This window comes from Geodermatophilus sp. SYSU D01176 (genome assembly GCF_054050015.1).
The window spans coordinates 1-15,970 of sequence record NZ_JBJGYN010000078.1 but is presented as its reverse complement, the minus strand read 5'-3'; the positions used below and the strand labels follow the sequence as shown (position 1 = coordinate 15,970).

Here is a 15,970-nt window from a genome sequence, read left to right as displayed (position 1 = left end):
GAGGCGCGCGTCCCCGTTCGCGGGGGCGCGCGCCTCGCGCGTTCCCGGGTCCTCCTCCGGCGGTTTCCGCGGAGATCGCCGGAGCGGCTCAGGCGGGGGCGGTGTCGGCCGCGAGGACGTCGGGGGTCGCGGCAGCCGCGGGGGCGACGTGGGCGCGGCGGTGGCGGACGGCCCAGCGGGTCACCAGGCCGGTGAGGACGACCGACCCGGCGACCAGGTGCTGGCCGGGCGCGGCGACCGCGACGGCGAGGGCCGCGGCGTAGACCACCGTCAGCAGGACGGCGGGGACGGACAGGTGCACGGTGCTCTCCTCCGGCGGGGGCGGCCCGCCGGCCGGTGGCCGGGTCGTGGGCTGACCCGGCCACCGGCGCGGCGACGGCGCAGGGTGGGACGGGTCGGCTACTTGAGCATGTCCTTGGCCTTCTGGAGCAGCGACTGCCCCGGCATCTGCGGCGTGGAGAACAGCCGCGGGTCGCCGGGCGGGAGGATCGGGGCGTCCGCCGTCGCCTCGATCGGGCGGGCGCGGAACTCCGACCGCCCGTCGACCGACGGACCCGACGCCCACCGGCCGGCCGAGGCCTCGGGGCCGTCGGAGGCGTCGATGAACGTGTAGCCGAGGTCGCCGACCTCCTCCTCCAGCGGGAAGGCCTCGGGCACCGGGATGCCCTCGATCCCGTCGGACTTGAGTTCCTCGGTCGCGGCCAGCCACTGCTGCTGGTGCATGTGGTCGCGGGTGATCAGGAACCGCAGCATGTCCTTGACCCCGGGGTCGTCGGTCATGTTGTAGAGCCGGGACACCTGCAGCCGGCCCTGCATCTCGGCGGTGGCGTTGTACATGAAGTCGGCCATGAGGTTGCCGCTGGCGGTCACGTACGCGCCGGTCCACGGGTTGCCCATGCTGTCGATGTAGGACGCGCCCTGGCCGTTGACGATCGTGTGCTGCGGGTTGTGCTGCCCGTAGCCGGCGGCGGCCTCGTTGGTGCGGTCGGCCGCATCGGGCTTGAGCGGCGCGTGGTCGAGCAGCCGGTCGATCATCGTGACGATCATCTCGACGTGGGCCAGCTCCTCGGTCCCGATCGCGAGCAGCATGTCCTTGTACTTGCCGGGCAGCCGGCAGTTCCAGCCCTGCAGCAGGTACTGGGTGGCGACGGTCATCTCGCCCCACTGACCGCCGAGGATCTCCTGCATCTTCCGGGCGAACTCCGGGTCGGGGCCGTCGGGCTTGGCCTCGTACTGCAGGGCGTGGGTGTGGGTGAACACGGGGTCTCCCTTGCGTCGTCGCGACCACCGCCGATGCGGTGACACCAGGGATCTGCCCGCGGCCGGTGGCCCGCCCGTGCCCACCCGTGGCCCGCCAGTGCCATGTCTTCCGTCGGCCTGCACCGAGGTACGGCCGGCGGCTGCAACAGGGCCGACGGTGACGGCCGCGAGGCGCATCTCGGGACCAGGGCCCCGCGATCCCGCCCCATCCGGGGCGTTCCTCAGCGTGCGAGGGACCCGGGCGGGGTTCCTCACCGATCGGGCAGCTGGACGGTCAGCGTCAGCGACGTCCCGTCGTCGGCCCACACGATCCGGCCGCCGAGCTCGCCGGTCTGCCGCCGCACCGACCACAGGCCGAGGCCGGTGAGGTCCGGTGGCGGGTCGGCGGTCGTGAGGTGCCCGAGCAGCCGCTCCGGCCGGACGACGGCCTGCGTCAGCGCGAGGTCGACCCAGCCGATGCGACATCGGACGGTCAGCCGGACCGCGGCGCCGTCCCCGTGCCGGTGGGCGTTCTCCAGGAGGTTGGTGAGGATCCGCTGCACCCGCGCGTCTGCGACGGCGACGTCCTCGGCGTGCGCACCGAGCTCCAGGGTCAGCTGCGTGGCGGGCAGCCCGGAGGCGGCCATCGACGCGCGGACGACGTCGCCGAGCCGGCGCGGCCCGCGACCCAGCGGCGCGGCCCCGCCCGTGGCGGCCGCCGTCCGCAGCATGGAGGCCAGGTGGGCGGTCTGGGCCCGGGCCAGCTCCAGCACCTCCCCGGGGTCCGCACCGGCCGCCGACCCGCCGGCCCGCCCCAGCGCCCCCAGCAGCGCCTCGAGCGAGGCCAGCGGCGAACGCATGTCGTGGCACAGCGCCTGGACCAGCGCCTCCGGCGGCGCCGGGACGTCGGGCTGAGGCGGAGTCCGGCGGCGCAGCAGGCGGCGCAGGGCCGGGAGCACCGGGCCGGGCTCGGCGGACGTCGGGTGGTTGGGGGCCAGGGTCATGGGCACCTCCGTGGTGCGTCCGGTCAGCAGCGCCGGGGCAGCTGGCCGTCGGGGGAGAGATGGAGCAGAACGACGCCGGTGCGCAGCGCCGTCCTCCGGTCGACGTCGTGCTCGTCGACGACCACCCGTTGTTCAGCCGGGGCCTGGCCCTGCTGCTGCCGGGGGTGAGCGAGGGGCGGGTCCGCGTGGTGGCGACGACGGACGACGCGTCGGCGGCCGCGGCGATGGTGCGCCGGCACCACGCCGACGTCGCCGTCGTGGACCTGCACATGCCGCCGCCGGGCGGCACGCGGGCGATCGCGGCGATCCGCCGGGCGGACCCCACGGTGCGGGTCGTGGCGCTGTCCGGCCAGGCCGAGGAGGACGCCGTCCTGGAGGCGCTGCGGGCCGGGGCCGCGGGCTTCCTGCCCAAGACCGCCGACCCCGAGGCGCTCGTGCGGCCGCTGATGGCGGTGCTCGACGGCTGGTCGGTGATCCCGGAGGACCTGCTGCGCCGGCTGCTGGAGGCCTCCGCGCCCACGGGGGAGCAGGGCCTCGCCGAGCGGCTGACCGCCGACGAGCGCCGGCTGTGGCGGCTGGTGGCCGACGGCACGAGCACCGTGGACATCGCCACGACCCTGCACGTGTCCGAGCGGACGGCGAAACGGCTGGTGGCGGCGCTGCTGCGGACGCTGGGCGTGGCCACCCGCGTCGAGGCGGCGGCGCTGGCCGGGCGGGTGCACCTGGGCAGCAACCCCAGGCACGGCTGAGTTCCGCACCGGTGCGGGCCCGCATCTCATCGACCCCCGGCTACCCGCGACGGTGATCGACACGCGCGGCCGGGACGGTCAGTGCGGAGCCAGCGTCCCCGCCCACGTCCCCGACGACGCCGCGGCGGTGAACCCGGGCACGTCGTCCGCGGCCATGTCCACCGCGGCGTAGCCCCCGCTGCCCGCGCCGACGCAGGCCACCACGGTGGCCAGCCCGGCCTGCCGCTGCAGCACGCTCTGCCGGACCTCCCAGCCCACGACCGCCCGGCGCTGCAGCACCGCCTGCTCGCGCACCAGCCAGCCGCTGCGCACGCCGAACGACCGCGGGCCCGCCCCGTGCCCGAGCGCGCGGAAGCGGCCGATCCCCATCGGCACGCCCAGGGCGGTGAGGGCGACCCCGACCACCGGCACCCACCACCAGCCCAGCGTGGCGGCGGCCCAGATCCCGACCGCGGTGACCAGCAGCCCGGTGGCCAGCGCGCGGGTCAGCCGGCGGCGCAGCGCCGCCGGTGGGTGGCCGGTCAGCGGGCCGGGGTCCTCGACGAGCCGGCCCAGCAGCCGCAGCGCCTCGGTCCGGGGACCCAGCGGCAGCAGCTGGCCACGCCGGTTCGCCTGGCCGAGCCCGGTGACGAGGGCGCTCACCCGCGCCGCGCGCACCCAGCGCATGCCCAGGCCCTCGGTGAGCGTGCCGCCCCGGATGCGGTCGACCTCCAGCTCGGTGTGCCGCCGGGTGAGCAGCCCGCGGACGGCGACCAGCGAGCCGCCCCTCCGCTCCAGCCGGTAGCCCCAGTTCACGACGGCCGCACCGACCACCGCGGCCACCGCCAGCAGCGGCACCGCGGCGGCCAGCGCGAGGACGAGCAGGTGCGGGGAGGGCTCGGGGCCGGTGAGGTCCGGGACGACGGCGTCGGGCAGCTCCTGCACCAGGCGGAACAGCGTGCCCACGGCGGCCAGCGGGACGACGAGGTAGCTGCCGACCAGCGGCGCGTAGAGCAGCCAGCGGGGGTCGAAGCGGGCGATCTGCTCCTCGACCGGCTCCACTCCGCCGTCGGTCCCACCCCCCGGCCCGTCGTCCGGTGCCGGCGCCCCGGCGGGACGGCGGGCCAGCAGCCGGGCCCGCAACCGGTCGCCCTCGGCGCGGGTCACGCCGTCGACGACGAGCTCCTCCTCGCCGGCCCCGACCGAGCCGGCCGCGGCGTCGATGCGGACCCGCACCAGCCCCAGCAGCCGGTGCAGCGGCGGGGCCTCGACCTCCACGCCGCGGATGCGGTCGTTGGGCACGGTGCGCACCGAGCGGGCCAGCAGGCCGCGGGTGACCACCACCGCCGTCGGCCCGTCGGTGTAGCCGAAGCGCCACCAGGTCAGCGCGGCCGCGGTCAGGGACAGCGCGGTGATGAGGACCGCCATGACGACGACCGTGAGCGGCCCGTCGCCGACGCCGACCACCGCGGCGATCGGGATGAGCACCGGCACCAGCTGGCGGGCCTGCCGGAAGGTGGCGGTGTGGACCAGCACCACGCGCGGCGACGTCCGGCGCGTGCCGGCCGCCGTCTCCGGTGAGCTCACGTGGCCTCGTCGCGGACCAGCTCGGCCCGCCGCGCCAGGTCGTCGGCGACCCGGTGGGCGACGTCGGTCTCCAGGTGCAGCACCCGGACCGTGCCCTGCGAGGACGCGGTCAGCACCGCGACCGTGGCCAGGCCGAACAGCTGCTGCAGCACCCCGCGGGTGACGTCGACGGTCTGGATGCGCGAGATCGGCACCAGCGTCCACGTGCGGGTCAGCCAGCCGGTGAGGGTGTAGACCGCCTCGCCGGTGACCTCCCAGCGGTGCACCCGGTAGCGCACCCACGGCCGGATGCCGATCGTCACCGCCGCCTCCAGCACCGCGAACGCCACGAGGGCCCAGCGCAGCGGCGAGGGCAGGACGCTCTCCGGGACGAAGGTCAGGACGGCGGTGACCACGGCGGCCCAGACCAGCGCGCCGATCACCCCCTCGGTGACCCACAGGCCGATCGCCGAGCGGGACAGCGACCAGGCGGGGTCGCGGACGGGCGCGGCGTGGGCGGTCATCGGTGCCATCCTCCCAGCGCAGCGCACCGGTGGGCCGGTCGGCGCCCCGCCGCCCCTCCTCGCCCCGCCCGGCGGTGGTCGAGGGGCTGTGGCCGGTGCGCGCGGCGTGTCCTCCGTCCCGGCTGCACCGACCCCGTGACCGGCGCCGTGGTGCCACACCGGACGGCCGCACACCGCGCCGGTGGCACGATGGGAGCCGTGATGCCGCAGCAGGTCCCGACCGTGCCCGCCGACGAGGTCCCCGAGGACGCCGTCGTCCTCGACGTGCGCGAGGACGACGAGTGGGTGGCCGGCCACATCGACGGCGCCACCCACATCCCGATGGGCGAGGTCCCCGCGCGGCTGGACGACCTCCCCGAGGGCGACCCCATCTACGTGACCTGCCGCGGGGGCGGACGCTCGGCCCGGGTGGCCGCCTGGCTGAACGCCAACGGCTACGACGCGGTCAACGTCGGCGGCGGCATGGGGGAGTGGGAGGCGGCGGGCCGGCCGATGGTGAGCGAGACCGGCCAGCAGCCCTTCGTGCGCTGAGGCCCCGTCCCTACGCGTTGCGGACCAGTGCGATCGCGTAGGTGTCCCAGAAGGTCCCGGCGGCCGGGCCGCCGTTGCACGTGCCGTCGGACTCCCCCGGCCGCTTGACCCACAGGTAGGCGTCCACCCCGCGCTGCCCGGTCTGCGCCGTCGGGCGCTCGCCCAGGGCGCGGCCCGGGGGGTTGCACCAGTCGCTGCCGGGACCGTTGCCGTTGCGGCTGGTGTCGACGACGAAGTGCGCGCCGCCCAGCAGCGCCGACACCTGCTGGCCGTAGGCCACGTTGTCGGCCGTCGTCTCGAAGTTGGAGACGTTCAGCGCGAAGCCGTCCGCGGTGGTCCCGCCGGCGGCGCGGAGCCGTTCGGCGGTCGTCGCGGCGCTGATCCAGGTCGGGTTCCCGGCGTCGAGGTAGGTGTGCGTGCCGGGGTTCCCCTCGAGCAGCCCGACCGCCGACCGCAGCAGCGACAGCCGCTCCGCGGGGTCGCCGCACAGCTGCGCGAGCGCGTCCGGCTCGACCACCACGACCGCCGTCGCCGTCCCGATGCCGGCCACGACCGCCTGCACCCAGCGGAGGTACTCGGCCGACGAGCCGACGCCGCCGGCGGAGTACCCGCCGCAGTCCCGGTCCGGCACGTTGTAGGTCACGAAGACCGGCACGGCGCCGGCGGCCTGCGCGGCGGCGACCTCCTGGCGGACCGCCGCCGTGACGTCGCCGCTCCACGCGCCCAGCCACGTCGCGGTCGGCACGGCCGCCAGCTCCGCGAGCGCCGCGGCGTCCTCGGCGCTGCGGCCCGGCTGCGCCGCGGCCCGGGCCGCACCGGTGTTGGGGCCGTGGAAGGCCATCCCGGCGAGCGGGTTGTCCGTCGAGGCCGGGACCGTCGAGCCCGCTGTCGTGGTGGTGCCCGGCGCGCCCGTGCCGGAGGCGGTCGACGGCGCGGTGCTCGTCGGGACGGCGGACGTCGTGCCGCTCGGCGGTGGGGCGACCGTCGTCGGTGCAGGCGCCGTGGTGGCAGGCGCCGACGGCGCGGGGGCGGGCTTCCGGGTCTTGCGGGCCTCGTCGACCGCCGGTGCGGCGGCCGACGAGGCCTCGGGCACGCTCGGCCACGGCGCGACCACGCCGGCGCCGACCACCGCCGCCGCGAGGCCGGAGAGCCACAGCCGTCGCCCGCCGCGTCCGGCCCGGTGCCTGCCGGGCGTGCTGGTCGACGAGCCGCTCGGCCGGGTCCGGGCAGGAGGCATGTGCACAACGTAGTCGGACGGTTTCTCGACGTCACGACAGGTGTGCACTCAGCGTGCCCGTGCCATCGCCCACGGTCAGGCGGGGGTGGGTCCGTCCGCGCGGACGGGCCCACCCCGGCGCTCAGCCCTTCGCGGGGAACTCCGCGAAGCGGCTGCGCAGGTCCTTCTTGGAGAACTTGCCGACGCTGGTCTTGGGCACCTCGTCGATGAACTCGACCGCGTCGGGCAGCCACCACTTGGCCACCTGCGGCTTGATGTGCTCGAGGATCTCCTCCTCGGTCGCGGTCTCGCCGTCCTTGAGCACGACGCAGGCCAGCGGGCGCTCGTCCCACTTCGGGTGCGGCACGCCGACGACCGCCGCCTCCTTGACCTTCGGGTGGCTCATGATCGCGTTCTCGAGGTCGACCGAGCTGATCCACTCGCCGCCGGACTTGATGAGGTCCTTGGTGCGGTCGGCGATCCGGATCGAGCCGTAGGGGTCCATGGCGGCGACGTCGCCGGTGCGCATCCAGCCGTCCGGCGTCGACAGCTCCACGCCGGCGTCGGGGTTGTAGTAGTCCTTCGCGCACCACGGGCCGCGCACCTGCAGCTCACCGGTGGCCTGGTCGTCCCACGGCTGCGGCTCGAGGGTCTCGGCGTCGACGATCCGGGCCTCGACGCCGAGGAACGGCAGCCCCGCCCGGGACCGCTGGTCGGCCTGCGTCTCGGGGTCGGCGTCGGCGTGGCGGCGCGGCAGGATGCCGGAGGAGGCGACCGGGTGGGTCTCGGTCATGCCCCAGGCCTGCAGGATCGGCAGGCCGACCTGCTCGCGGTAGGCCTCGCTCAGCGCCCGGGGCACCGCGGACCCGCCGCAGCCGATGTCGCGCAGCTTGTGCGGCCGGCCGGCCAGGTGGGGGAGCACGCCCTGCCAGATGGTCGGGACGCCGGCGGTGAAGGTGACGCCCTCGTCGACGATCAGGTTCGCGAGGGACTCCGGCTGCATCATCGAGCCGGGCAGGACCAGCGAGGCGCCGGCGGCCGGGGCGGCCTGCGCGATGCCCCAGGCGTTGGCGTGGAACATCGGCACGACCGGCATCGCGACGTCCTGGATGCCCAGCCCGAACGCGTTCGGCGCCATCACGCCCATCGTGTGCAGCCACGTGGAGCGGTGCGAGTAGACGACGCCCTTCGGGTTGCCGGTGGTGCCGCTCGTGTAGCACATCGACGCGGCCCGGTACTCGTCGTCGACGTGGAAGTCGACCGGGGAGGCCTCGGCCAGCAGCGTCTCGTAGTCGAGCACCCGCGGGTCGTCGGGGATCCCGTTGTCCCCGCCGTCGTCCATGACCACGACGTGCCGGATCGTCTTCATGGTGTCGATCAGCGGCCACAGCAGCGGCAGCACCGTCCGGTCGACGAAGACGACCTCGTCCTCGGCGTGGTTGGCGATGTAGGTCAGCTGCTCGGGGAACAGCCGGATGTTGAGGGTGTGCAGCACCCGCCCGGTGGACGGCGCGGCGAAGTAGAGCTCGAGGTGACGCTGGCTGTTCCAGCCGAACGTGCCGACCCGGCCGTCGTCGCTGATGCCGAGGGTGTCGAGCACGCCGCCGAGTCGGCGGGTGCGGTCGGCCCACTCCGCGTACGTCGCCCGGGTGACCCCGCCGGGCCCCGCGGTTGCGATCGTCCCGTCGCCGTAGTGCTGCTCGACGTGCCGGAAGATCGCGTCGATGGTCAGAGGGAAGTCCTGCATGAGCCCGCGCATGGCCGCATCGTGCCAGTGACCCTGTTCACGTTCCACACTGACTGCGCAGGTGACACGCCCTGCGAGGCGGGTCGGGGAGCGGGGGCCGGAGGGTCCCGCGACGAGGACCAGAACGGGCTCGGCGGAACCGGGGGACGGCACCCGGCCGCGGTGGGAGGCCGGAGGCCGACGGTCAGCGCAGCACCACCACGGGCAGTTCGGCCAGGCCGCGGATGACGAACTCCGGCCGCCGCCGTGCAGGTGCCCCGAGCTCCAGCCGCGACGTCCGCTCCAGCAGCGCGCCGAAGGACGCCTGCAGCTCCACCCGGGCCAGCGGTGCCCCGATGCAGAAGTGCACGCCGGCGCCGAAGGTGATGTGCGGGTTCTCGGTGCGCCCGACGTCCAGCCGGTCGGGATCGGCGAAGGCCGCCGGGTCCCGGTTGGCGGCGCCGAGCAGCGCGGCGACCTTCTGCCCCTCCCGCACGGTGACCCCGCCGATCTCCACGTCGGCGGTCGCGGTCCGCTCGAACAGCTGCAGCGGCGAGTCGAAGCGCATGAGCTCCTCGACCGCCGTCGGCAGCAGCCCCGGGTCCTCGCGCAAGCGGGCCAGCTGGTCGGGGTGCTCGAGCAGCGCCAGCAGGCCGTTGCCGCTCACGTTGACCGTGGCCTCGTGCCCGGCGTTGAGCAGCAGGATGCAGGTCGTGACCAGCTCGTCCTCGGTCAGCCGGTCACCCTCGGCGTCGCGCACGGTGACCAGGTGGGAGAGCAGGTCCTCGCCCGGAGCCCGGCGGCGTTCGGCGGCCAGGCCGCGCAGGTAGGAGACGAACCCGGCCGCCGCCCGTTCCGCGGCGTCCTCGACGGCCGCCGTCCGGCCGTACTCGTACATCTTCACGATCGCGTTGGACCACGGCCGCAGCAGCGGCCGGTCGGCCGGGGGCACGCCGAGCAGCTCGGCGATGACCGCGACCGGCAGCTCCTCGGCCATCCCGGAGAGGACGTCGACCGGCTCGGTGCCCCCGGAGCGCTCGGCCAGGCCGTCGACCAGCTCGGCGGCCAGCTGCTGCACCCACGGCCGCAGCCGCTCGACGTGCCCGCGGGCGAAGGCGGCGCTGACCAGCCGGCGCAGCCGCGTGTGGTCCGGCGGCTCCATCTCCAGGAGCGCGTTGCGGTGGATGAGGTTGAAGGCACCGAACCGCTCCGCCGGCTCCCGGTCCCGCCAGATGCGGCCCAGCCGCCGGTCGCGCAGGACGGCGTTGCTCTCCGCGTGGGTGAACGCCAGCCACAGGCCCATGCCCTCGTGCCACTGCACCGGCGCCTGCGCCCGGGCCCGCGCGAAGCCGGGGTAGGGGTCGGCGACGACGGCCGGGTCGGCGAGGTCGAGGGGGACGGTCACGTCGCCGGAGCCCGGCTCGCGCGGGTCACTCGGACGACGCCTCACGGGCGAGCTGCTGCAGCTCCGCGAGCGCCTCGTCGCGGCGGTCCCACGGCACGAACAGGTGGTCGTGGGACAGGCCGGCCACGACGTTGCAGCTGATGCCGGCCGCCGCGAGCCGGGCGCTGACCGCGGCGGTCAGTCCCACGGCGGAGAGCTCGGAGGGCACCCGCAGCGTGATCCGGGCGGCCGTCCACCGGGCCGGCAACGCGGCGGCGTCGGCCTCGTCCCGCGTCAGGACCAGCGTGACGCCCTCGTCCTCGGCGACCGTGGCGAAGGCCAGCGTGCCGGCGGGCGCGGGGCCCAGCGCGTACACGTACGGCTCGGGCGTCAGCTCGGGTCGCAGCCCGGCCAGCAGTCGCGTCAGCTCCTGTCCCTCGACCATCCCCAGAGCCTATGGCGAGCGGCCCGCGTCCTGAGGCTCGCGCCGAGCTGGCGAGAGACAGGACCTGCTCCTCCCGACCCTCGCGAGCTCGGGCCGGTCCCTGGGAGCAGGCGAGGCCGGAGGGGGTCGCTCACTACGCTCGTCGCCATGGCCCGCTCCGCGACCCGCAAGCGCCCCGCTGCCCCTGCCGCCGACTCCGGCGTCAACCCCAAGGCGCCCTGTCCGTGCGGCTCGGGCCGCCGGTACCGGCACTGCCACGGCTCGGGCTACGCCCCGCCGGTGACCCGGCCGTTCGAGGGGCTGCCGGGCGAGGAGCACTGGGTGGCGCTGCGCGAGCTGGTCCCGGCGGCGACCGCCCCGCTGCGGACGGCGGACGGCCGCGACGTGACCCTGGCCAGCGTGCTGCCCGGTGGTGCCCCGGCCCTGGTGCGCGCCAACGGCGAGATCCTGCTCGGCGTCCAGTTGCAGGGCGCGTCCGACGATGTCAGCCGCGACCTGGGGACGGCGCTGGCCGCTGCCCTCGCGGCCCCGGCCGGCGCGCCGGTCGACCCGGGCCCGGTCGGCGGCGCCGGTTCGGCCGGTCCGCGGCTGCAGGAGCTGCTCGACACCGCGGCGCCGCTGGACGTGACCGTGCACGCAGACTTCGGCTTCTGGCTCGAGGGCGTCGACGCCGGCGCCGCCGCGCGGGCCGGGCTGGAGCAGGCGAACGCGGCGATCCTGCCCACCGAGCAGCTCCCCGGCCTCGGAGCCGCCTACTGGGTGCGCCCCGGCGCCGAGCGCGCGCACCTGCGCTGGGTGCGACCCGAGCCGGAGGAGCGGCTGCTCGACGCGCTGGCCCGCCTGCGCGCCTCGGGCGAGATCCTGCTCGGCGACGGCACCCGCTACGCCGGCGCCTTCCGAGCCCACGGTCTGCTCGTGCCGGTGTGGGACCTGCCCGCCGAGACCCCGGCCGCCGAGTGGACCGACGCGGCCACGGCGTTCCAGGCCCGGCTGGAGCAGGCGATGGAGCGGACCGACCCGCTGACCGCCGACGAGCGGCGCGCCCGGGCGGGGCTGCTCTCCCGGCAGATCACCCTGCGTTAGGCCCCGCTGCGGCGATCCCCGCGGGGATCGCCGCAGCGGCAACCGGCCCGGGGGACGACGTCCGTCCCCCGGGCCGGTGTCGCGTCCGCCACCCCCGCTGTCGACTCCGCGTAGCCGGGGGCTCACCGCGCCGCGACGAACGCCGTCGGACGGGGCGCCCCCGCACACCAGCGTTACGAGACCGTGACGCCGACGTGGCCGTCAGGGGTTGACGGCAATGGGTTGTTAGCGCTCACACTTGTGCCGCTCGCCACGGGCGGGCCTGCGCCGGGTCGAGCGCGCAGCAGTCTCGAGGAGGAGATCACGTGAGCAAGAGGCTCGGCTTCGCCGCCCTCAGCGCCGGCATGGCGCTGACCCTGGCGGCCTGTGGCGGCGAGGGCGCCGGTGGGAGCGGCGGCGCCGGCGGCGGAGGTGAGGCGGAGGACCTGACCATCGGCGTCTCGATGCCGACCCAGACCTCCGAGCGCTGGATCGCCGACGGCAACAACGTCAAGGAGCAGCTGGAGGGCGAGGGCTACACCGTCGACCTGCAGTACGCCAACGACGACATCCCCACCCAGTCGCAGCAGATCGACCAGATGATCACCGAGGGCGCCGACATCCTCGTCGTCGCGGCGATCGACGGCACGGCCCTCTCCGGCCAGCTGGAGAACGCGGCGGCCAACAACATCCCGGTCATCTCCTACGACCGCCTCATCCGCGACACCGAGAACGTCGACTTCTACGTCACGTTCGACAACTTCGAGGTCGGCGTCGCCCAGGGCAACGCGCTGCTGACGGGCCTGGGCCTGCGAAACGAGGACGGCTCGCCGGGCACCGCGACCGGTCCGTTCAACGTCGAGCTGTTCGCCGGCTCGCTGGACGACAACAACGCGTTCTTCTTCTGGGACGGTGCGATGTCGGTCCTGCAGCCGCTGATCGACGACGGCACCCTGGTCGTCAAGTCCGGCCAGACGAACATCGAGCAGGCCGCCATCCTGCGCTGGCAGCAGGAGACCGCCCAGCGGCGGATGGAGGACCTGCTGACCTCCGCCTACAACGACGGGTCCCGGGTCGACGGCGTCCTCTCGCCCTACGACGGCCTGTCCCGCGGCATCATCACCGCGCTGCAGAACGCCGGCTACGGCCCGACGCTGGACGCCCAGCCCCAGCCGATGGCCGTCGTGACGGGTCAGGACGCCGAGATCGCCTCGGTGAAGCTGATCCAGGACGGTGTCCAGAGCTCCACGATCTTCAAGGACACCCGCCTGCTGGCCGAGCAGGCCGTCGCCGCCGCGGCCGCCTTCGCCGAGGGCGACGAGCCGGAGGCCAACGACACCGAGACGTACGACAACGGCGTCAAGGTCGTCCCGTCCTACCTGCTCCCGGTCGAGACGGTCTTCGCGGACGACATCCAGTCCGTGCTGATCGACTCCGGCTACTGGACGGCCGAAGAGGTCGCCAGCGGCCAGTCGGACTGACCCTCCGCACCCCGAGCCCGGCCGGGCCCGGCAGCACCTGCTGTCGGGCCCGGCCGGCACCACCCGGCCACCCTGTGCGCCCTGGCCGACCCCGGTGGGACGGCGCACACTCTCTCCACCATCCGCGGGCGCCGAGGAGGCGCCGACGACAGGACGACGAGGTCCCATGGACGACCACATCCTGGAGATGCGCGGCATCACCAAGACGTTCCCCGGCGTCAAGGCCCTGGAGGACGTCAACCTGGCGGTGCGCCGCGGCGAGATCCACGCCATCTGCGGCGAGAACGGCGCCGGCAAGTCGACGTTGATGAAGGTCCTGTCGGGCGTCTATCCCAGCGGCAGCTACGACGGCGAGATCGTCTACGACGGCCAGCCGGTCACCTTCCACGGCATCCGCGACAGCGAGCACGTCGGCATCGTGATCATCCACCAGGAGCTGGCGCTGGTCCCGTACCTGTCGATCGCGGAGAACATCTTCCTGGGCAGTGAGCGGCGCGGCCGCTTCGGGCTGATCGACTGGAACAAGGCCAACGCCGAGGCCGGCGAGCTGCTCCGCTCCGTCGGGCTGAACGAGAACCCGGTGACCCCGGTGGGTCAGCTCGGCGTCGGCAAGCAGCAGCTGGTCGAGATCGCCAAGGCGCTGTCCAAGGACGTGCGCCTGCTGATCCTCGACGAGCCCACCGCCGCGCTGAACGACAACGACTCGGCGCACCTGCTCGACCTGCTGCGCCGCCTCCGGGAGCGCGGGATCACCTGCATCATGATCTCACACAAGCTCAACGAGATCACCGCCGTCTCGGACAACGTCACGGTCATCCGCGACGGCAGGACCGTCGAGACGCTGAGCCTGCACGCCGGCGAGGTGACCCAGGAGCGGATCATCCGCGGGATGGTCGGCCGCGACCTGGAGAGCTACTACCCCGAGCGCGAGTCGCACCCCGGCGAGGAGATCCTGAGGGTCGAGGACTGGACGGTCTGGCACCCGACGCAGGAGCGCAAGGTCGTCGAGGACGCGAGCTTCACCGTCCGGGCCGGGGAGGTCGTCGGGATCGCCGGCCTCATGGGCGCCGGGCGCACCGAGCTGGCGATGAGCATCTTCGGGCGCGCCTACGGTCGCAACATCACCGGCCGGCTCTTCGTGCACGGCAAGGAGGTCAAGCCGCGCAACGTCGCCGAGGCGATCGACGCCGGGATCGCCTACGCGACCGAGGACCGCAAGCACTACGGCCTGAACCTCATCGAGGACATCCGGCGCAACGTCTCCGCCGCCGCCTTGAACAAACTCGCCAGCAAGGGCTTCGTCAACGGCAACGAGGAGATCAAGGTCGCCGAGGGCTACCGGAAGAGCATGAACGTCAAGGCCCCGAGCGTCGCCTCGGTCGTCGGCAAGCTGTCCGGTGGCAACCAGCAGAAGGTCGTGCTGTCCAAGTGGCTGTACACCGATCCCGAGGTGCTGATCCTCGACGAGCCCACCCGCGGCATCGACGTGGGTGCGAAGTACGAGATCTACACGATCATCAACCGGCTGGTCGCGGCCGGTAAGGCGGTGCTGGTCATCTCCTCCGAGCTGCCCGAGCTGCTCGGCATCTGCGACCGCATCTACACCCTGTCCGCGGGCCGGATCACCGGCGAGGTGCCCGTCGGCCAGGCGACCCAGGAGAACCTGATGGAGCTCATGACCAAGGAGAAGGAGCTCGCGGCATGACCAGGACCGTGCCCCCGTCGGAGCCCGAGGCCCAGACGGCGACCGCCCCCAAGGACGTGGCGCCCGCCGTCGCCCTGCACACGGGGACCAGCAACGTCCGTGCGCTGCTGACGAGCAACCTGCGGCAGAGCGGCATCTACATCGCCTTCGTGGCGATCATCGCGCTGTTCACCGTGCTCACCGACGGAACGCTGCTCTCCCCGGGCAACGTGACCAACATCGTGCTGCAGTACAGCTACATCCTGATCCTGGCCATCGGCATGGTCATCGTGATCATCGCCGGGCACATCGACCTCTCGGTCGGGTCGGTGGTCGCCCTCACCGGCGCGGTCTCGGCCGTGCTGGTCATCCGGGAGGGCATGCCCTGGTGGATGGGCGTGCTCGCGGCCCTGGCGACGGGTCTCGCCATCGGTGCCTGGCAGGGCTTCTGGGTCGCCTACGTCGGCATCCCGGCGTTCATCGTGACCCTCGCCGGCATGCTGCTGTTCCGCGGTCTGACGCTGCAGGTGCTCGACAACATCTCGCTCTCGCCGTTCCCGCAGGAGTACGGCCGGATCGCCAGCGGCTTCCTCAACGGCCTGCTCGGCGGCCAGGGGTTCGACGCGTTCACCCTGCTGATCGGCGGGATCGCGGTCGCCGGGTACGCGGTCAGCCAGTACCGGAGCCGGATCGCGCGCATCCGCTACGAGCAGCCGGTCGAGTCGTTCCCGCTGTTCGTCGCCAAGATCGTGCTGGTCGGCGCGGTCGTCATGTACTTCGCGTGGCAGCTGGCGCACGCCCGCGGCCTGCCGATCGTGCTGATCATCCTGGCCGTGCTGATCATCGCCTACAGCGTCATCACCACCCGGACCGTCTTCGGGCGCCAGGTGTACGCCATCGGCGGCAACCTGGCGGCGGCCACGCTGTCTGGTGTCAAGGTCCGGGCGGTCAACTTCTGGATCTTCGTCAACATGGGTTTCCTGGCCGCGGTCGCCGGCGTCGTCTTCTCGTCGCGGTCCAACGGCGCCCAGCCCGGCGCGGGCAACATGTTCGAGCTCGACGCGATCGCCGCGGCGTTCATCGGCGGTGCGGCCGTCACCGGCGGTGTCGGCACCGTCGTCGGCGCCATGGTCGGTGGCCTGATCATGGCCGTCATGAGCAACGGCATGCAGCTCATGGGCGTCGACCAGTCCATCCAGTCGGTGGTCAAGGGCCTGGTGCTGCTCCTCGCCGTGGCCTTCGACGTCTACAACAAGCGGCGCGCCGGCGCATCCCGCTGACGCCCGGGGGGGGGGGGGGGGGGGGGGCGGGGGGGGGGGGGGGGGGGGGGGGGGGGGGGGGGGGGGGGTGGTTGTGGTGCCATCCGAGCCGGGGGGCGGG

At 74.2% G+C, this 15,970-nt stretch carries 15 protein-coding genes; 6 read left to right on the top strand and 9 right to left on the bottom strand.

Features of this window, described 5'->3' with window-relative positions; translation table 11 throughout:
• Positions 1-88 precede the first annotated feature (88 nt).
• The 3 genes from ACI78Z_RS23760 to ACI78Z_RS23750 all read right to left on the bottom strand — a co-directional run bounded on the left by ACI78Z_RS23760 (position 89) and on the right by ACI78Z_RS23750 (position 2,243).
• Positions 89-301: a hypothetical protein gene (locus tag ACI78Z_RS23760; protein ID WP_457039003.1), complete on the bottom strand. Its 213-nt coding sequence runs from the start codon at positions 299-301 to the stop codon at positions 89-91.
• Between the two features lie 98 nt (positions 302-399).
• On the bottom strand, positions 400-1,260 hold the full coding sequence (locus ACI78Z_RS23755; protein ID WP_457039002.1) for a manganese catalase family protein: 861 nt from the start codon (positions 1,258-1,260) through the stop codon (positions 400-402).
• 251 nt (positions 1,261-1,511) lie between these two features.
• Positions 1,512-2,243 (bottom strand): ATP-binding protein, encoded by a 732-nt coding sequence (locus ACI78Z_RS23750; RefSeq protein ID WP_457039001.1) that lies wholly within the window; start codon positions 2,241-2,243, stop codon positions 1,512-1,514.
• Between the two features lie 59 nt (positions 2,244-2,302).
• Here ACI78Z_RS23750 and ACI78Z_RS23745 point away from each other — a divergent pair, with 59 nt between their 5' ends.
• A complete protein-coding gene (locus tag ACI78Z_RS23745) occupies positions 2,303-2,992 on the top strand; it encodes a response regulator (protein WP_457039000.1) in 690 nt (229 codons plus the stop codon).
• A 78-nt stretch (positions 2,993-3,070) separates the two neighbouring features.
• Here ACI78Z_RS23745 and ACI78Z_RS23740 read toward each other — a convergent pair whose 3' ends face one another.
• On the bottom strand, positions 3,071-4,558 hold the full coding sequence (locus tag ACI78Z_RS23740; protein WP_457038999.1) for a PH domain-containing protein: 1,488 nt from the start codon (positions 4,556-4,558) through the stop codon (positions 3,071-3,073).
• Positions 4,555-5,061, bottom strand: a complete 507-nt coding sequence (locus ACI78Z_RS23735; protein ID WP_457038998.1) for a PH domain-containing protein — start codon at positions 5,059-5,061, stop codon at positions 4,555-4,557. Before ACI78Z_RS23735 ends, ACI78Z_RS23740 begins: the two co-directional genes overlap by 4 nt.
• A gap of 201 nt (positions 5,062-5,262) precedes the next feature.
• On the opposite strand from ACI78Z_RS23735, the gene ACI78Z_RS23730 reads away from it, so the two are divergent.
• Positions 5,263-5,592 (top strand): rhodanese-like domain-containing protein, encoded by a 330-nt coding sequence (locus ACI78Z_RS23730; protein ID WP_457039004.1) that lies wholly within the window; start codon positions 5,263-5,265, stop codon positions 5,590-5,592.
• Between the two features lie 10 nt (positions 5,593-5,602).
• Here ACI78Z_RS23730 and ACI78Z_RS23725 read toward each other — a convergent pair whose 3' ends face one another.
• The 4 genes from ACI78Z_RS23725 to ACI78Z_RS23710 all read right to left on the bottom strand — a co-directional run bounded on the left by ACI78Z_RS23725 (position 5,603) and on the right by ACI78Z_RS23710 (position 10,363).
• A complete protein-coding gene (locus ACI78Z_RS23725) occupies positions 5,603-6,829 on the bottom strand; it encodes a glycoside hydrolase family 6 protein (protein ID WP_457038997.1) in 1,227 nt (408 codons plus the stop codon).
• A 121-nt stretch (positions 6,830-6,950) separates the two neighbouring features.
• Positions 6,951-8,567, bottom strand: coding sequence for a long-chain fatty acid--CoA ligase (locus tag ACI78Z_RS23720; protein ID WP_457038996.1), 1,617 nt, complete (start codon positions 8,565-8,567; stop codon positions 6,951-6,953).
• A gap of 172 nt (positions 8,568-8,739) precedes the next feature.
• Positions 8,740-9,939: a cytochrome P450 gene (locus tag ACI78Z_RS23715; protein WP_457038995.1), complete on the bottom strand. Its 1,200-nt coding sequence runs from the start codon at positions 9,937-9,939 to the stop codon at positions 8,740-8,742.
• A gap of 25 nt (positions 9,940-9,964) precedes the next feature.
• Positions 9,965-10,363 (bottom strand): ACT domain-containing protein, encoded by a 399-nt coding sequence (locus ACI78Z_RS23710; protein ID WP_457038994.1) that lies wholly within the window; start codon positions 10,361-10,363, stop codon positions 9,965-9,967.
• Between the two features lie 147 nt (positions 10,364-10,510).
• Here ACI78Z_RS23710 and ACI78Z_RS23705 point away from each other — a divergent pair, with 147 nt between their 5' ends.
• From ACI78Z_RS23705 to mmsB, 4 genes are all read left to right on the top strand, one after another.
• On the top strand, positions 10,511-11,446 hold the full coding sequence (locus ACI78Z_RS23705; protein WP_457038993.1) for a DUF5926 family protein: 936 nt from the start codon (positions 10,511-10,513) through the stop codon (positions 11,444-11,446).
• Between the two features lie 305 nt (positions 11,447-11,751).
• Positions 11,752-12,906 (top strand): multiple monosaccharide ABC transporter substrate-binding protein, encoded by a 1,155-nt coding sequence (gene chvE, locus ACI78Z_RS23700; protein ID WP_457038992.1) that lies wholly within the window; start codon positions 11,752-11,754, stop codon positions 12,904-12,906.
• A gap of 166 nt (positions 12,907-13,072) precedes the next feature.
• Positions 13,073-14,611: a multiple monosaccharide ABC transporter ATP-binding protein gene (mmsA, locus tag ACI78Z_RS23695; RefSeq protein ID WP_457038991.1), complete on the top strand. Its 1,539-nt coding sequence runs from the start codon at positions 13,073-13,075 to the stop codon at positions 14,609-14,611.
• Positions 14,608-15,870, top strand: a complete 1,263-nt coding sequence (gene mmsB, locus ACI78Z_RS23690) for a multiple monosaccharide ABC transporter permease (RefSeq protein ID WP_457038990.1) — start codon at positions 14,608-14,610, stop codon at positions 15,868-15,870. The genes mmsA and mmsB overlap by 4 nt, the downstream gene beginning before the upstream one ends.
• Positions 15,871-15,970: the final 100 nt, after the last annotated feature.